Here is a 16,807-nt window from a genome sequence, read left to right on the forward strand (position 1 = left end):
AAACATGAAACCGCTTATAGACGAGGCAATTTCTAAAGTAATGAATAGTGGTTGGTATGTTTTGGGAGAAGAAGTTGCAAATTTTGAACGAGAATTTGCACACTACTTAAATGCAAATTTTTGTGTAGGAGTAGCATCTGGTACAGAAGCCCTGACCCTTTGTTTAATGGCAAACGAAATAGGGGCAGAGGATGAAGTAATTACTACAAGTGTTACCGCTTTTCCTACAATTACAGGAATTATACAATCTGGTGCAAAACCAGTTGTTGTAGATGTTTTTGAAAAAGATGGATTGATAGATTATACCAAGGTTACAGAAAAAATCAATGCAAAAACAAAAGCAATTATTCCAGTACATTTATATGGGCAAAGTTGCGATATGGATCCCATTATAAAAATTGCTAAAGATCATAACCTGATTGTTATAGAAGATTGTGCCCAGGCTGTGGGGGCTACTTATAAAAATAAAAAATGCGGGACAATAGGAAGTTGCGGGGCTTTTTCTTTTTACCCAACAAAAAATTTGGGGGCATACGGGGATGCAGGTGCGGTTATAACCAATGATGAAATAATCTATAAAAAATTATTGTCATTAAGAAATTATGGGCAAACAAAGAGGTATCATCATGAATACAACGGGATTAATAGCCGCCTAGACGAAATCCAGGCTGCCGTTTTAAGGGTAAAACTCTCTTTTTTGGATGAATGGAATGATAAAAGGGCAAATATTGCTGCTTATTATAAAAAATACATTAAAGGAGTCGAATTTTTGGAAGAACACAATTATGGGAGTTCTGCCAATCATTTATTTGTGATTAAAGTACCAGACAGAGATAAGTTGATCGGTTATTTGAACTCTAATGAAATTGAAGTATGGATACATTATCCAATACCAATCCATAAACAAAAAGCTTTTTTGGATCAAAAAGAAGAGAAATTAAAATATGCAGAGGATTTTACAAGCAAAATCCTGAGTTTGCCTATTTATCCGGAATTATCAGAAGAAAAATTGCATAAAATTGTTACGGTAATAAATAATTATGGCAGATAAAAATTTAGTATCCATTGTAATACCTGTTTATAACGGAGCAAAATCTATTGCAAATCTGGTATCCCTTCTTATAGACACATTACAGATAAAATATAAGTTGGAAATTGTATTAGTAAATGATTGTTCACCAGATAACTCTGAAGAAATTTGCATTGCAGTTTTTGAAAAATATAAAGAGATTGTAAAGTTTTTCAGCCTTTCCAAAAATGTAGGAGAACATAATGCTGTTATGGCGGGACTTAATCAAGTTACAGGAGATTATACTGTAATCATGGACGATGATTTTCAAAACCCCGTATCTGAGGTTATAAAATTAATTGAATATGCAATTGAAACCAATAATGATGTTGTGTATACTTTTTATGATAAAAAAGAACATTCGTATTTTAGAAACTTAGGGAGCAAGTTTAATGATATAGTGGCTAATGTATTACTTAAAAAGCCTAAAAAATTATATTTATCCAGTTTTAAAATTATAAATAAATTTTTGGTAGAAGAGATTATCAAATACAATTTACCATTTCCATATATAGATGGGCTAATTTTAAGAACAACAAATAATATTGGTAAAATTAGAGTAGAACATAGCAAAAGAGCAGAAGGTAAATCAAATTATACCTTAAAAAAACTAGTTTCTCTTTGGATGAATATGTTTACTAATTTTTCCATCTTACCATTGCGTTTTTCTTTGGGGATTGGTTTTTTCTTTTCATTATTTGGTTTTGGGTATGGTATTTTTGCAATTATCGAAAAATTTTTAAACCCTAATTTGCCCATGGGATATACTACCATAATTATTTTGGTGTCTTTATTTTCTGGGATACAATTAATGGCTTTAGGAATGGTTGGGGAGTATTTGGGAAGAATGTTTATGTCTCAAAATAAAAAGCCCCAGTATTCTATTCGAAAATCATTTGTAAAATAATCCTAATTAATGGAAAAGAAAGAATATAAAAACATGTTTCTGCATGAAAATGAATTTTGGTGGTATAAAACTTTGCACCGTTTAATTATTTCAATTATATCCGGAAAAAAAAATAAAGACCTTACCATTTTTGATGCTGGCTGCGGAACGGGAAGAATGATGGAGCTATTACAAGAGTTTGGTGATGTTTCTGGCATTGATTACTCTGAAGATGCAGTATATTATTCAAAAAGCAGAGGGCTTAAAAAAGTATATCAGGACAATTTGAATACATGGGGGGATTCTAAAAATGAAGGTTACGATATAATAACATCTATTGATGTTTTGTACCATAAAGCAATCAAAAATGAAGATGAGGTCTTACAAAAATTTTACAGAAACCTAAAAAAAGACGGGTTGTTAATTATCAATTTACCAGCTTTCAACCTTTTAAAAAGAGAACACGATGAAGTAGTGTTTACAAAACGAAGATTTTTAAAAAAATCTTTTGTGGCACAGATAAAAAAAGCTGGTTTTTCTGTTGAAAAAGCTACCTATAGAATGCCTCACCTGTTTTTTATTATTATTTTACAAAAAGGACTACGCAAGATATTAGGAGATAAACAAACAAACTCTGATGTTCAAAAAATACCAAAATATGTAAATGCTTTTTTTAGTCTTTTAGGAAGGATTGAAAATTATTATATATTAAATGTTGGGAATATTCCTTTAGGGAGTTCTTTGTTTATTGTTGCTAAAAAAAGATAAATGGCGAATACGATTTTTTCTTCTTCAAAGAACACAACTTTTTACTTATCCTGTATAAGTATGTTCTCTATATTAATTTTAGGATATTTATTTATAACTTTTAAGTACCCATCCATTGGAGATGATTCTGGCTATTATTTAAAAATAGCCTATGATTTGGCCGGGGGGATGTCTTTTTTTAAGGATCTTAATTGCAGTTACTCTCCTTTGGTAATGTATATATATTCTATACCTTTTTATTTCAATAAAGATACAGGGTTAAGTATGTTATTTGTATATGCTTATGTCATATACCCTTTGATTGGTTTTTTCTTTTATAAAGTATTGGCATATTTTGATGTAAAGAAGAATAGGCGTTTGTTTTTTACACTAGTACTCATAACCGCAAATTTTACTTTAGAAGGGTTCCATATTTTATTAGAACCTTATGTACTATTATTTCAGTTAATTGCTCTAAGCATACTACTTGTATATAAAACAAATAGATGGATGCTTTTACTAAGTGGGATATTTGTGTTTCTTGCCTTTTTTTCAAAACAATATGGTATTTTTATATTACCTGCATTTTTATATTTTTTGTATAACGAAGCAAATAACAGAAGAAACTTCCTTTTTTGTGCCCTTTTTCTTTGTATTGGTTTTTTGATCCCTTTGTTTTTATTGGGAATATATTTTGTAGCCTTTGAAGGACTTACTGCACAAAACTTTATCTGTCGGTTATTTGGCATATCTGCATTAAAGGGAGACGAATATATCACAGGAATTGGATATTCATTAAAAGGTTTGATGGAACGATTATGGCAATTTGTTTTAAAGTTTCCTTTTATCATCATGATCCCATTAGTATTTATCCGTAAAAAGGGGAAAATACCTTCCAAAAAGACCAGGTTTTCATTACTGTTGCTATTAGGCTCATTAAGCCAATTATATTTTGCCTATTACGATCATTATTTTCAATTGATAACTCCTTATGCTATTATTGTTGTAGTAAGGCTATATAAACGGAGGCACAAAAGCCAGTACAGGATTTTGCAAGTATTTAGCCTTTTTTTTATAGTAGTATCCTTTTTTAAATTATATAATAATTATAAATATAAAAAAGTAATACATGAAGAACAAAGCATAAACATACCAGTTCTTAAATCTGTTTTGCCAGAAAACGAAAAAGTTTATTTGTACTCAATATCTACGTCATATTATTTTTTGTGCAAATACGATTCACCAAATTTTGAAACTTTGGGATATAAATTTCCAAGTGAACTAACAATAAATAAAATACAGGAAAGCTTAAAAAAAGGAAGCTACATTGTTATAGGACCAAAATTTGCCCATCTTAAAGAGTTTAAAGATTATCAGGTAATATCGGGGCTTACTTTAAAAAGAGAAGTAAAGAGAGATTTAACAGACACATATATTAGTGTCCTGAAAAAATAAAAGCGTAATCATTGAGGTAATTATTGTTTTGTTTTAATAATAAATCATACGTTATAGTTAGTCAAGATAAATTATAGAAGCCCTCTTGCTTTAATTTCCAGATATTTGTTTAAGGTGTTTATGGTAAGGTTTTCCGGAGCAGTAAGGATAGAGTGTATACCATGCTTGTTTAGCTCGTTAACAATCATTTTCTTTTCATAAACGAATTTTTCGGCAATGGTTTTTTCAAAAATTTGTTGTGTAGAGCTAGCAGGAATCCCCAAAATAGATTTTAACTCAGTATTCTCAAAGAAAATCACTACCAGTAGATGTGTTTTGGCAATTGCTTGCAAATAGGGTAGTTGTCTGTGCAGTGCATCTAAAGTTTCAAAATTGGTGTATAGCAATAACAGGCTACGATGGGTGATATTCCTTTTTATATCGATATATAGCCTGGCAAAGTCAGATTCTGCAAAATCGGTAGTAATGTTATATAAAGTTTCCAGAACCAATTTCATTTGGCTTTTTCGTCGTTGTGCTACCACGGTATTTTCTACTTTGCGCGAAAAAGTAAACATACCTGCTTTATCTTGTTTTTTGATTGCAATATTAGAAATCACAAGTGTAGCATTAATAGCATAATCCAGTAAACTTAATTCATTAAAAGGCATTTTCATAACACGACCCGTATCGATAACAGAGTAGATAGGTTGTGATTTTTCGTCCTGATATTGATTCACCATTAAATGGTTCCTCTTTGCAGTAGCTTTCCAGTTAATGTTACGAATATCATCGCCAGATACGTATTCTTTAATTTGTTCAAACTCCAGAGTATTTCCTATCTTTCTTATTTTCTTAAGTCCGTATAATTTTAATCTATTGGTAAAAGCTACAAATTCATATTTTTTAAGTTGTAGAAACGAAGGGTAGTTAGGTACCATAGCTTCTGTAGAAAACTGTTGTTTTCTGGATACAAAACCAATAGGAGAGGAGGTAAAAATATTAAGGTTTCCAAAATGATATTCTCCTCGCTGTGTTGGTCGAACAGTATATGTAAATTTTCTTTCTTGAGAAGGTTTTAAGGAGGATGTTATATGAAAACTTCTATGTTGAAACTGTACTGGTAACTCATCAATAATAGTAATAGTACTTTTAAACTGATATCGATTGGTTATAGTAATCTCAATATCGTTTGAGTCTCCGTTAGATAACTTTTCGGGTAAAACCCTGTTGGCTTGGGTTCCTAATTTATTTTTATATAGCAGTAATATATCAAATACCAATGCTATGATAAGTATAAAAAAGAATAATCGGGCAATGCTAAATATATTCTCGAAAAAGTAAGAAATAATAAACAGTACCGCAATGCCAAAGAATGCGATAAAGAATAATTTTTTAAGATATATACTTTTTAAAAAAGTTCTCACTATCTGGGGATTTCTATAGTTTCTATAATTTGTAATACTGCTTTTTCTGTAGTAAAACCTTCCATTTCTCGTTCTGGAGTTAATATAATACGATGTCTAAGCACGGCAGGAGTTACTTTTTTAATATCGTCTGGGGTTACAAAATCCCGTCCGTTAATTGCAGCAAGTGCTTTAGAAGCGTTCATTATTGCTATAGAGGCTCTGGGAGAAGCACCAAGGTATAAATTACCATTGTTACGGGTATTATTTACAATCGATGCTATATATTTTAACAGATTATCTTCGATAATAATACTTTTAATAGTTTCTTGATATTCTGCAATCTGTGCAGCATCCAGAACAGGTTGAATTGCATCGGTAGCAACTACATTTTTTCTTTGGTGATGCCCTTCAAGAATTTTAACTTCTTCTTCCAGAGATGGGTATCCAACATTTATTTTAAATAAAAAACGGTCTAATTGTGCTTCTGGTAAGGCATACGTGCCTTCTTGCTCGATTGGATTTTGTGTGGCAAATACCAAAAATGGTGCTTGCATTTTATTTTCAATACCGTCGATTGTAATTTGGCGTTCTGCCATAACCTCAAACATTGCGGCTTGTGTTTTTGCAGGCGCACGGTTAATTTCATCGATTAATATGATATTAGAAAAAATAGGACCTTTTTTAAATTCAAATTCTGAGGTTTTTATATTAAATACAGAGGTTCCTAAAATATCACTAGGCATTAAATCCGGAGTAAACTGGATTCTGCTAAAACCTACATTCATTGTTTTGGCAAGTAGCTTTGCGGTTACTGTCTTAGCTACTCCTGGAACACCTTCAATAAGCGAATGGCCATCGGCTAGTATCGATAAGATTAATAATTCGATCATATCCTGCTGCCCAACAATAATTTTACCTAACTCATTTTTAATTTGCTGTACTGCTTCTTGTAAATTTTTTAGATCTATTCTGGTATTAAATTCTATAGGGTTTTCATTTGTTTCTTCCATAATCTATATCTATAGTGTAAATTTTTCTATTTTTTTATTTAGTGCAATTAGATCAGCTTCGGTATGTGCAATTCTTCCTTTTAGAGCATGAATATGATCTACCAATTCTTTGGTGTCGGTAACAGAATGACCGCTTTTTACTGCTAATTTATTGATGAACTTTGCGTCTAATTCGTTGGTGTTTAGATAGTATTGGCTTCTTAGTTTTTCTAGAAAGTATGTGATCTTTTTAGAAATAATATCGCTATAATCTTTATGCTGAAAGTAAAGATCCCCTATGGTTTTAGCAAATTCGATAGAGGTGTTTTGTAGTGGTTCTACAACAGGAATAATTCGTTGCTCTCTTTTTCCTTTAAAAAGGATAAAAATCAATAATCCGGTAATTAAAAGGTAATATGCCCATCGCAGGGGGACTTGGTTTAATACAAATCGCATAGGCGAATCTATAATTTTACGACCAGATTTTAGATAATCATCCCAATACAAAGTAGGATTGTTTTGTAAAAAGGATAGAGTGTTAGCAGCATATTTGCCATTATCTTTTAGCATATAATAATTAGAAAAAGCTTCGGGGATGGTGTTTAAATAGATCTCTCCTTTGCCTTCGGTAATTTTTATAAAATTTATCTGACTTAGTTTTTCTTCTTCATTTTTTAGATACCCAAGCACTTTAGTTTTAGTAGTATCAAAACTCTTAAAAACAGATTTGTAAACCCCTTTTTTAAACTTAGGTAAGGAGTCTTGTTGTAGATAGGACGAAAAAAATGTGGGTGTAATTTCTTCTTCGGTTATTTGATAATCAATATCGGTTTCGATACGTAATGAATCTTTTAGCACTTCTCCAAAATATCTTCCTGCCAGAAATACAGAGTTACCTTGCCTTACAAATGCTATTAATTTTTCGTAAGATCGTTTATCAAAATCAAGATTTGTATTGATAAACAGGTATGCAGAATTGGTATTGTATGTAGAATCGCTTAAGAACTCATAAGGGTTCTTAGAAACTAAGGTTACATTTTTGTCTTTATTAGTTTCGGTAAGCTCTTTATAAAGAATGTAGCTGCCAAACGGAATTTTATCTACAGAGGTATAACTAGGTTTCCAATTAACAGGTTTTGGTCTGGTTACCTCAATTATAATGATAGCAAGTAATGCAGCTCCAAACAGAATAAGTATGTTTCTAGATTTTTTATCCAAGGTTATTCATTTTTGTGTGTAACAGATCAAATGATTTTTTGGCATTTTGATACCCTTCTTCGTCTAAATCAAATTCACCATACCAGATATAGTCATATAAGTAGGATATTCTGTTAAAATTAGTTTTTAGCGAGGAGTCTGTTATTTCTTTATAATAATCGGTATTTGTTTTTTCAAAATGATACTGAATAATATTTTTTATGGATAAATCTTGTAGTGCCTTTAAATACATATATCGTATTGCGAGACGATAATTTTTTGTGGTAATCGCATTGGTAATTAATTCATTGAGATCTATATTTTCTATATGTTCTTCGGTTATTTGTATAGGGGCTACCAGATTATTTTTGTTCTTAAAAAAGGAGACAGCATCTTTACCGGTAAGTATTCGAATTACAAAATAAATGGCTACAATTATTAATAGTATATAAATAATATTTTCTATTAATTTAGCAAGCTCCGGGGGTATGTCAATCCCAAAAACATCTTTTAATCCACCAAAAAGCCAATCGATTGCACGTGCTAAAAGATTTTGTGTTTCTCCCTCAAGAGTATCATATTCAAATTCTTTACCATTATATTTTTGGCTAAGGTTTTCTGAAAAACCTTGGTGTATAATCTTACTGCTATCTATTTTGATAGTTATGTTTAACGAGTCTTTTTGTGCAGCCATAGGCAAGCTTAAAAAAGCAATAGACAAGTAGCAAAATATGTAGAAAATATTTTTATTCACTTGCTCCAATTTGATTGATTTTTTCGCGGGTATGTGTGTTATATTTTTCTTCGTGAAGAGAGAAATACAAAATACCATTCACAAATTGGGATAAGGATTGTGAATAGGCAGAAACTATAAGCAAGATACAAAGCCCAAGCGTATAAATAATTTTTGCTACTATAGAGTCCCCAACATTAAAACCACTATCCACGACATGAAATGTATAAATCCCAACAATAACCCCTGGTATCATTAAAAGAAGCAATAGAAGTATGCCAATAAGCATTCCTAAAATAAAATTGGTTCCTACACATTTCCAGAAATTATTTTTTACCAGATCCCAGCCTTCGCCTAATGCTTCTGTAGGGCTTTTGTTTTCATGAAACATAACCATAAATGAAACACCAAACCATGAAGAAACACCAAAACTCATTATTATACTGGCAAATAACCCCAGTATAGGTATAATACTTACTATAAAGTTTACAATGCTATACGCTATATATATAACTACTAATAAAAGGATAAATACAATTATATTACTAGAGTTATTTTTTACTATAGCCCATACCTCTTTTCTGTTTTTTATAATTTGTTGTTTTTTATCATATTGGATCATATAGGCAGATGCCAAGCTGTAGTTTAAGGCAGCTATAGTGATAAAAACACCAAAAAACAGAATTACCCCAAGACCAATATAGATAGTAGCTTCGCTCATATTAGAATTTTCAAAACCGGATTCGGCATTAAATATTCCTATAAAACCTGTAACCAGTAAATAACTTGCCCCAAGTAATAAGAATATAAAAATACCATTGTAGGATATAAAAATGTTGGTAATGCTTTTTATATTTTGTTTTAAAAAATCAAAATAAGTAGAGACTATTTCTCCTACATCTCTGCGTTGTTTGAGTTCAATGTAATTTTCGTTCATAATTTTTATTTAAAATAATGGGGTATATTATATAATAAAATATAATCAGAGCCAAAGAGCTAAAAATTATAGTCATTGCAAGCCATACGGGCATATTAGAATATCGCGTTATAAAACCTTCGATAAAACCAGCAATAATAAAGAAAGGGATGGTACTTACCACAATTTTTAACCCATTTTTAGCACCTTTCATAAAAGATACCCGTCTTGAAAATGTTTTTGGAAATAAAATACTATTACCCATAACCAATCCTGCGCATCCGGCAATAACAATTACAGAAATTTCTATAGTGCCATGTAGCCAAACAGATTTTGAAGCTTCAAACAATAATCCTTCGGTATAAAAAAACGTCATAAACGCTCCTAACATAACCCCATTGCTAAATAAAATGTATGCTGTTCCTACCGAAGTAATAACGCCAAAAGCATAAGCAATAAAGGCTACTCTAATATTGTTTATGGTAATCCCTAAAAAGGAACCTGCCATACTGCCACTTTTGTAAATGGCAGTAGGATCTCCTTTTTCGATGTTGTTCAAGGTTTCGTTTACATAGGCATCCCCAAGTATTAATCGTAAAAAAGAAGCATCATTAATTGCAGATAGTATTCCTATACAGCAAGCAACGCCAAATAGGATAAACGTATACAACAGCGTTTTTTGATGTGCATAAAAAAATAAAGGAAACTCTGTTTTCCAAAAAGATATAATCCTGTTTTTATTTTCTTTTTTGTTTCTGTATATTTTTTGATGAGCCTGTGAGGCAAGAGAGTTTAGATATAAAAGTGTCTTACTATCAGGGTAATAGGTTTGTGCATAGGACAGATCATTGGTTAATTGTATATAATAATCTGCAAGCTGATCTGGGCTGATCTTAAAATTTTCTGTGATAGCTTTTTCAAAAGCTATCCATTTTTCCTTATTTTGCTTCACAAAAGCTGCTTCCCGCATCTATCAATTTTTGAGATAAAGATAATCACTTACTTATAAATGGCAAATTTAGCAATTAATACTACACAAAACGTAAATCTGGCGTATAAGACCGTTGGCATTGGAGAACGAATACTGGCTTTTTTAATAGATGCTTTTATATTATGGCTGTATTTATTTATAGTTAATTTTATCACAGCTTTATTAGGAACTGCGTTTATAGATAACTGGACCGTTTTTGGTATACAATCCCTTTTGTTTTTACCAATATCTTTTTACTCTTTATTTATGCATATTGTTTTTAATGGAAGAACTGTAGGTAAAATGGTTTTAAAAACCAGGGTAGTACGGGTAGATGGGTTACCTGCTAATTGGAGTAATTATATGATACGTTGGTTGTTACGATTGGTAGATATCTGGATATTTTTAGGCTCTATAGGGATTTTAAGTATTTTGTTTTCTAATAAACACCAACGAATAGGGGATGCTGCTGCTGGCACAGTGGTTATTACTACAAAACAGAAAGTGAAAATTTCGCATACGATTCTTGAAGAAGTAGAAGAAGAGTATCAACCTAAATTTTTGAACGTTACCAAACTGTCTGATAAAGATGTTCGATTAATTAAAGAAACATATCATATTGCTTTAAGATCCAATGATTTTAAAACAATGACAGAGTTACGCAATCGGGTAGAGGAGGTTTTAGAAATTAAGTCTGATTTGTATGACAGACAGTTTTTGGACATTATTTTGAAGGATTATAATTATTATACGCAAAAGCTGTAAAATAGATTTTGGGTATTGCAGATGCATATTTGTTTAATGCAGATATGTATTTGGTTATTGTAGCGATGCAGATGTGTATCGCAGTGGTGTAGATGGAGCTTCGAGAGCCTCAGCCCCCAGAATCAGGACTTTAATCTTTAAGGATTCATATTGTAGACTAAAACACTCAAGAACTCACAAACTCAAATACTACTCCATTACTTCGGCTTTTATAAAAATATTTTCTTTAGGCCATTCGCTGGCATCTACAGGTACATTAGAGATTTTATCCACTACTTCCATACCTTTTACGACTTTTCCAAAAATAGTATGTTCTCCATCCAGATGGGCAGCTCCTTTTTTTGCAATTACAATAAAAAACTCAAATGGGGTAGAACGATTAGATGGGTTATCCACCCATTGTTTGGATAAAGCAACCGCACCTCTTACGTGTTTTAGTCCATTAACGGGCTCTTGTGGTATAGTATAATCCCCTATTTCAAAACGTTTATTTGCCATTTGCTGCCGGTCACTGTTACCGCCTTGTATAACAAACCCTTTTGCAACACGGTAAAAGAATGTTTCATCAAAATATTTTTGTTTTACCAAATAAATAAAATTAGCTCTGTGTACAGGTGTTTCTGTGTATAACTTGATATGTATATCCCCATAACGGGTATTTATTTTAACCAAGGTCTCTGGATTATCTTTTCCGTATTGTGTCATAAACTCTCTTAAATTATCATTGGTCAATTTAAAAGGCTCTTCTTCCAAAATTTTATCCTTTTGGATAGTACTACTCCCTTTAGTTTCTTTTTTATTTACAAAAACAGAGTCTATATTTGTCTTTGCATTCTGTTTATTTTTTTTAGAATGTGTATCTTCACAATTAGAGAATATGATAATAGCTATACAAAAACATAAAATAGATTTGGTCAATGACATTTGAAACGTTTAAAGATTTAATACCAAAAATAGAAAAAATGTCAGTACCAGGAGAATCCTCTCATTATATTATGGCTCCAGAGGTTCGTTTAAACGAATTAAACCGTTTAAAGATAGAGGAAAAAAATCCTCGTAATGCGGCAGTAATGATGCTTTTTTACCCCAAAAAGGCCATTTCTCATTTCGCATTGATTTTACGTCCGGAGTATGAAGGAGTGCATTCTGGGCAAGTAGCATTACCAGGAGGTAAAGTAGAAGCTTTTGATTTGAATTATACAGAGACTGCATTGCGCGAGACACAGGAAGAGGTGGGGGTTCCTACAGATGCCGTTACGGTTCTTAAATCGCTAACCAGAGTATATATACCTCCTTCTAATTTTTGGGTACATCCATTTTTGGGGTTTGCAGAACAAAGGCCCAATTTTATTATTCAAGAAGAAGAAGTTGCCAAAGTTATCGAGGTTCCTTTGTTTGAATTACTTAATGAGGCTAATGTGATTACTAAAAAAATGACTACTTCGTATGCTAAAAATATAGAGGTACCTTCCTTTGAATTAAATGGTTATGTTGTTTGGGGTGCAACAGCAATGATGCTTAGTGAGCTTAAAATGCTTTTAAAGACGTCTATGGAATTATGATTTTGTATATTTGGCGTTACTAAACACAACTGCTTTTTTACACATGGGATTATTTAAAAGAAATCCATTTGGACATATATTATTTTTAAAAAAATGGCTTATCCGTATTATGGGTGGGTTAACGCATAGCCGATACAGAGGTTTTAATGAATTACAGATAGAAGGAAGTGAAATATTTAAAGACCTTCCTGATAATGGTGTATTGTTTGTATCGAATCATCAAACTTATTTTGCGGATGTTGTTGCTATGTTTCATGTATTTAATGCTAGTTTAAGCGGACGTACAGATTCTATAAAAAATGTAGGGTATTTATGGCAACCTAAACTTAATTTATATTATGTAGCGGCAAAAGAAACCATGAGGGCTGGTCTTTTAGCAAGGATTTTGGCTTATGCAGGAGCAATAACTGTAGAGCGTACCTGGAGAGACAAGGGTAAAGATATTAATCGCCAGGTTAAGATGAGCGATATAACAAATATCTCCAGAGCTTTAGAGGACGGATGGGTAATTACGTTTCCGCAAGGAACCACAAAACCATTTAATCCTATTCGAAAAGGAACGGCTCATATTATACGAAAATACAGGCCAATCGTTATTCCTATTGTAATAGATGGTTTTAGAAGATCTTTTGATAAAAAAGGGATTCGAATAAAAAAACGAGGAATATTGCAATCTATGGTAATAAAAGAACCATTAGATATAGACTATGATAATGACTCTATTGATGATATTGTAAGTAAATTAGAGTTTGCTATTGAGCAACATCCTTCTTTTTTAAAAGTTATTCCTCAAGAAGAGTTAGATGCCGAACGAGAACTGGACAAGAAAAGAAAGTGGGAATATTAAAGATTCTCTCTTTATAGTTGAACTCATCTTGACTTTTTGTTTTTAACCGAAAATGAGTTGAAATTTGACCAGATGAGGCACTTTTTGAAAGCCATAGCAGCGCTACGGGTAAGAAAAGTAACGAAATATGGGTAAATTTCAGCCATTTTTTTAGGAAATAGAAAAAGTCAAGATGAGTTCGTTTATAAAAAAAAGCTATCTATATATTTTTTAGATAGCTTCTTTTTTTTTAGATTCTACTCTTTCTTGGATATAAACAGGGATATTTTTTTTATAACAAACAAATAAAAAACTATTCTAACCACATTTTAAAATCTTTTACCCGTTCTCTTGCTACGATGATTTCTTGATCCTTAAAATGATTAAGTTTTACTTGTAGTCTGGAGTTGGTATAAGAAATGATATCACTTATCGCATTTATATTGATATAAAATTTTCTACTGGTTCTAAAAAACTGTTGTGGGTTTAATTCTTCTTCCAAAGATTCTAATGTGGTGTCTATTAAGTAATTTCTGTTATCTGTAGTGTGTAGATAGGTGCCTTTGTTTTCAGAATAAAAACATTCGATTTCTTCTACAGAAAATATTTTTAAATGTTGACCAACTCTGGCAGTAAATCTTTTTTTGTAGATCCTGTCTATTGGATTTATTAATAGCTTTTTTATGTCTTCAAAATCTACTTGCAGGTGTTTTTTTTGAGGTACTTGTTCTTTGTATTTGGCTATAGCTGCTTCTAGCTCTTCGTCATCTATTGGTTTAAGAAGGTAATCAATACTATTTAATTTAAAAGCTTTAAGAGCGTATTCATCATAAGCAGTGGTAAATATTATAGAACTTTTTATAGCTACCGCATCAAATATCTCAAAAGATAACCCATCGCTTAGCTGGATATCCAAAAATATTAGATCCGGGTGTTTATTATTACGAAACCAATCGATAGATTCTTGTACAGAGTGCAACATAGTGTGTACTTCTATATTTAGTTCGTTAAGCATTCTGCCAAGACGTCTTGCTGCTGGTTTTTCGTCTTCGATGATTATAACATTCATTTTTATATTTTAGTTTTTTGAATTATGCTGGAAGTCCGAAGACCGATGCCGGAAGTTTGCTTTTACTCCTGATTTTGATCTTCGTGCTTCCGACCTCTGACCTCTGACCTCTGACCTCTGACCTCTGACCTCCGACCTAACTGGCTCACTCCCATAGTTGTTTATTGTTATCATGCTCTTCTTCCATGTATTTTCTGATTTTTCGTTCTTCCCAGTCTTTATTAAACATAGGATTAATTCTGTATGCCTTAATTGCGTGAAAAATAATACCAATCCCCCAACCAAATGCAGCCCATAAAAACCATGCATACCTCCATTCGTTTTGATAATAATTTATACCTGCCAAAAAACTTATAATTATTATATAGGAGATGAGGTTGTTATAAAACTTTTTTAGTTCTTCTACCCGGTTTTTGGCGCGCTCATATCTTTTTTGTTCATTCAAATCTTTCATTTTTTAAATGGTTATAGTTTAAAAGTCTTCCTTGTCCATTAATTCTTTAATCTTTTGTTTTTCCCATTCAGATCCAAAAATAGATTTTTTAAATATGGTACTTAAATATGTCTTTTTTTTAAATACACGTACACCATGAATTAATAAGCCAATTCCCCATAAAACGGGAGTGGCTAGTAAATTCCAGTTTAGCCAGTCTATAAAACCTTTGTCAGTAAAGGCGTTATCGTTATTTGTGTATATAAAACGATTTACACATATAATCAGAATATTTATTACAATATAAACGGTAAGATGATTGTAGAACCCTTTTTCATCTTCTACCCGTTTTTTTGCTCTTTTATATCTGTCCTGTAGTTTTTCCGGAGTATTCATAATTATTTACGTTTAGATTCTTCCATATATTTTTGTATTTTCTTTTTTTCCCAATCTTTGCCCAAGATATGAAAGCCAAAAGCATCTGAAGCATGAAAAATAAGTCCAATTCCCCAACCAGCTAACGGAAAGAAAAACCAGGGAAAGCTAAACCCATTTGTTTTATAATTTATAAATATTAGAAATGGTATTATAATACAATATGCAGTTAAGCTACCATAAAAATCCTTTATCTTTTTTACTCTTTCTTTAGCTCTTTGATACTTAAGGTTTTTGATCTCTTCGATATCTTGTGAAATTGTAGCATCCATTAATTTTATTTGTTTTGTTAGTATAGGTAACTCGGCAATAAAAGCATGGTCTGTTTTGTATACCGAAAATTTTCTTTTGGTTAGTAAGGCATATCGTTGATGTATATTTACTAATCCCACACCAATACTTTGTTTTATAATTTCTTTGGGTTGTAAATTGTTTTCAACGATCAAGAAGTTATCTTTTTCATAAATTTTGATATGCAAAGGTTTTTGTGGCATCACGATATTGTGCTTAACGGTATTTTCTAATAGTATTTGTAAGGATAAAGGGACCACTCTGGCTTCTGGATTAGATGCCTTTTCTGGAATTTCAAACAGGATACTATCTTCAAAACGTAATTTTATTAACGTCATATAAGTTCGTGCAAAATTTAGCTCTTCATCTATAGTAACCAGTTCTTTATCTTTTTGTTCTAAAACATATCGATACACTTTGGATAAAGAGGTAGTAAACTTTTGTGCTAATTTTGGGTTTTCTTCAATTAAAGAAGTCAATACGTTAAGGCTGTTAAACAAAAAATGAGGATCCAGTTGGTTTTTTAAAGCAGTAAATTTAGCTGAAGCAGTTCCTGCAATTATTTTTTGTTCTGTAACTTTCTTTTCTTGTAAAGCTCTGTAAAAGTATACTAAGTGAAAAAACAGAGAAGCTATAATGGTTAATAATAAAGGAAAAACGTAGTCTTTGAGCGATTGATCTGCAATAAATTCTGAGCTTGTTTGGCTTTTTAGTATAATTACAGCAACAATAAACTGGCATATTGCATATCCTGCCATTGTTATAATTATAGAGCCTCCGGCTCCAATTAAAACTCTTTGTAGTCCTTTGTTCTTCCATTCTAATTTATGATTGATAAAATTAAAATAAAGAGAATTGAGGTATGTTAAAGAAAAAGAATACAAAAACGCAATGCTCCACCATTTTATAGTAAGGATTCGTTCAAAATTAAACCCGTTTACAGATAAATTCACCAATGCAACAATAACAGAGATTACAAGTGAAACAAGAGCTATTTTTTTTATATCATTCATCTATATTTCTTTTTGTTTTAAAACCTCATTAAGAAGGTGATTTTAATCAAAAACTGATTTAGA

At 31.6% G+C, this 16,807-nt stretch carries 18 protein-coding genes; 7 read left to right on the forward strand and 11 right to left on the reverse strand.

Going from position 1 to position 16,807, the window contains the following annotated elements; genetic code table 11:
- The first annotated feature begins 4 nt into the window (after positions 1–4).
- The 4 genes from ACZIYX_RS10020 to ACZIYX_RS10035 are packed head-to-tail and all read left to right on the forward strand — an operon-like array spanning position 5 to position 4,157.
- A complete protein-coding gene (locus ACZIYX_RS10020) occupies positions 5–1,051 on the forward strand; it encodes a DegT/DnrJ/EryC1/StrS family aminotransferase (protein ID WP_462682092.1) in 1,047 nt (348 codons plus the stop codon).
- Entirely contained in the window at positions 1,041–1,976 is a 936-nt protein-coding gene (locus ACZIYX_RS10025) for a glycosyltransferase family 2 protein (RefSeq protein WP_462682093.1), read from the forward strand. The genes ACZIYX_RS10020 and ACZIYX_RS10025 overlap by 11 nt, the downstream gene beginning before the upstream one ends.
- A 9-nt stretch (positions 1,977–1,985) precedes the next feature.
- Positions 1,986–2,723 (forward strand): class I SAM-dependent methyltransferase, encoded by a 738-nt coding sequence (locus tag ACZIYX_RS10030; RefSeq protein ID WP_462682094.1) that lies wholly within the window; start codon positions 1,986–1,988, stop codon positions 2,721–2,723.
- Positions 2,724–4,157 (forward strand): hypothetical protein, encoded by a 1,434-nt coding sequence (locus ACZIYX_RS10035; RefSeq protein ID WP_462682095.1) that lies wholly within the window; start codon positions 2,724–2,726, stop codon positions 4,155–4,157.
- A gap of 71 nt (positions 4,158–4,228) precedes the next feature.
- Here ACZIYX_RS10035 and ACZIYX_RS10040 read toward each other — a convergent pair whose 3' ends face one another.
- The 6 genes from ACZIYX_RS10040 to ACZIYX_RS10065 are packed head-to-tail and all read right to left on the reverse strand — an operon-like array spanning position 4,229 to position 10,350.
- Positions 4,229–5,563, reverse strand: coding sequence for a DUF58 domain-containing protein (locus ACZIYX_RS10040; protein WP_462682096.1), 1,335 nt, complete (start codon positions 5,561–5,563; stop codon positions 4,229–4,231).
- Positions 5,563–6,555 carry an AAA family ATPase gene (locus ACZIYX_RS10045; protein ID WP_462682097.1) on the reverse strand — a complete coding sequence of 331 codons (993 nt, stop codon included), beginning with the start codon at positions 6,553–6,555 and terminating at the stop codon, positions 5,563–5,565. The genes ACZIYX_RS10040 and ACZIYX_RS10045 overlap by 1 nt, the downstream gene beginning before the upstream one ends.
- 9 nt (positions 6,556–6,564) lie before the next feature.
- Positions 6,565–7,752 carry a DUF4350 domain-containing protein gene (locus ACZIYX_RS10050; protein WP_462682098.1) on the reverse strand — a complete coding sequence of 396 codons (1,188 nt, stop codon included), beginning with the start codon at positions 7,750–7,752 and terminating at the stop codon, positions 6,565–6,567.
- Positions 7,745–8,425 carry a hypothetical protein gene (locus ACZIYX_RS10055; RefSeq protein WP_462682099.1) on the reverse strand — a complete coding sequence of 227 codons (681 nt, stop codon included), beginning with the start codon at positions 8,423–8,425 and terminating at the stop codon, positions 7,745–7,747. The genes ACZIYX_RS10050 and ACZIYX_RS10055 overlap by 8 nt, the downstream gene beginning before the upstream one ends.
- A gap of 52 nt (positions 8,426–8,477) precedes the next feature.
- Entirely contained in the window at positions 8,478–9,401 is a 924-nt protein-coding gene (locus tag ACZIYX_RS10060) for a hypothetical protein (RefSeq protein ID WP_462682100.1), read from the reverse strand.
- Complete coding sequence (locus ACZIYX_RS10065) at positions 9,382–10,350, reverse strand: stage II sporulation protein M (protein ID WP_462682101.1); 969 nt, start codon at positions 10,348–10,350, stop codon at positions 9,382–9,384. The genes ACZIYX_RS10060 and ACZIYX_RS10065 overlap by 20 nt, the downstream gene beginning before the upstream one ends.
- A 39-nt stretch (positions 10,351–10,389) precedes the next feature.
- On the opposite strand from ACZIYX_RS10065, the gene ACZIYX_RS10070 reads away from it, so the two are divergent.
- A complete protein-coding gene (locus ACZIYX_RS10070) occupies positions 10,390–11,115 on the forward strand; it encodes an RDD family protein (protein ID WP_462682102.1) in 726 nt (241 codons plus the stop codon).
- Positions 11,116–11,304: 189 nt separating this feature from the next.
- On the opposite strand, the gene ACZIYX_RS10075 is transcribed toward ACZIYX_RS10070, so the two are convergent.
- Positions 11,305–12,039, reverse strand: coding sequence for a peptidylprolyl isomerase (locus ACZIYX_RS10075; RefSeq protein ID WP_462682103.1), 735 nt, complete (start codon positions 12,037–12,039; stop codon positions 11,305–11,307).
- On the opposite strand from ACZIYX_RS10075, the gene ACZIYX_RS10080 reads away from it, so the two are divergent.
- A complete protein-coding gene (locus tag ACZIYX_RS10080) occupies positions 12,033–12,677 on the forward strand; it encodes an NUDIX hydrolase (protein WP_462682104.1) in 645 nt (214 codons plus the stop codon). The two genes, ACZIYX_RS10075 and ACZIYX_RS10080, sit on opposite strands and share 7 nt — an antisense overlap.
- Positions 12,678–12,720: 43 nt before the next feature.
- Entirely contained in the window at positions 12,721–13,524 is an 804-nt protein-coding gene (locus ACZIYX_RS10085; RefSeq protein WP_462682105.1) for a lysophospholipid acyltransferase family protein, read from the forward strand.
- A gap of 292 nt (positions 13,525–13,816) precedes the next feature.
- Here the strand turns inward: ACZIYX_RS10085 and ACZIYX_RS10090 are convergent, their stop codons facing one another.
- From ACZIYX_RS10090 to ACZIYX_RS10105, 4 genes are all read right to left on the reverse strand, one after another.
- Complete coding sequence (locus tag ACZIYX_RS10090) at positions 13,817–14,572, reverse strand: LytR/AlgR family response regulator transcription factor (protein WP_462682106.1); 756 nt, start codon at positions 14,570–14,572, stop codon at positions 13,817–13,819.
- 145 nt (positions 14,573–14,717) lie between these two features.
- Entirely contained in the window at positions 14,718–15,026 is a 309-nt protein-coding gene (locus tag ACZIYX_RS10095) for a 2TM domain-containing protein (RefSeq protein ID WP_462682107.1), read from the reverse strand.
- A gap of 18 nt (positions 15,027–15,044) precedes the next feature.
- Positions 15,045–15,401: a 2TM domain-containing protein gene (locus ACZIYX_RS10100; protein ID WP_462682108.1), complete on the reverse strand. Its 357-nt coding sequence runs from the start codon at positions 15,399–15,401 to the stop codon at positions 15,045–15,047.
- Between the two features lie 2 nt (positions 15,402–15,403).
- The gene (locus tag ACZIYX_RS10105) at positions 15,404–16,744 is read right to left on the reverse strand and encodes a 2TM domain-containing protein (RefSeq protein WP_462682109.1); all 1,341 of its coding nucleotides are present in this window, start codon (positions 16,742–16,744) and stop codon (positions 15,404–15,406) included.
- Positions 16,745–16,807: the final 63 nt, after the last annotated feature.

This window comes from Aquimarina sp., assembly GCF_977115655.1.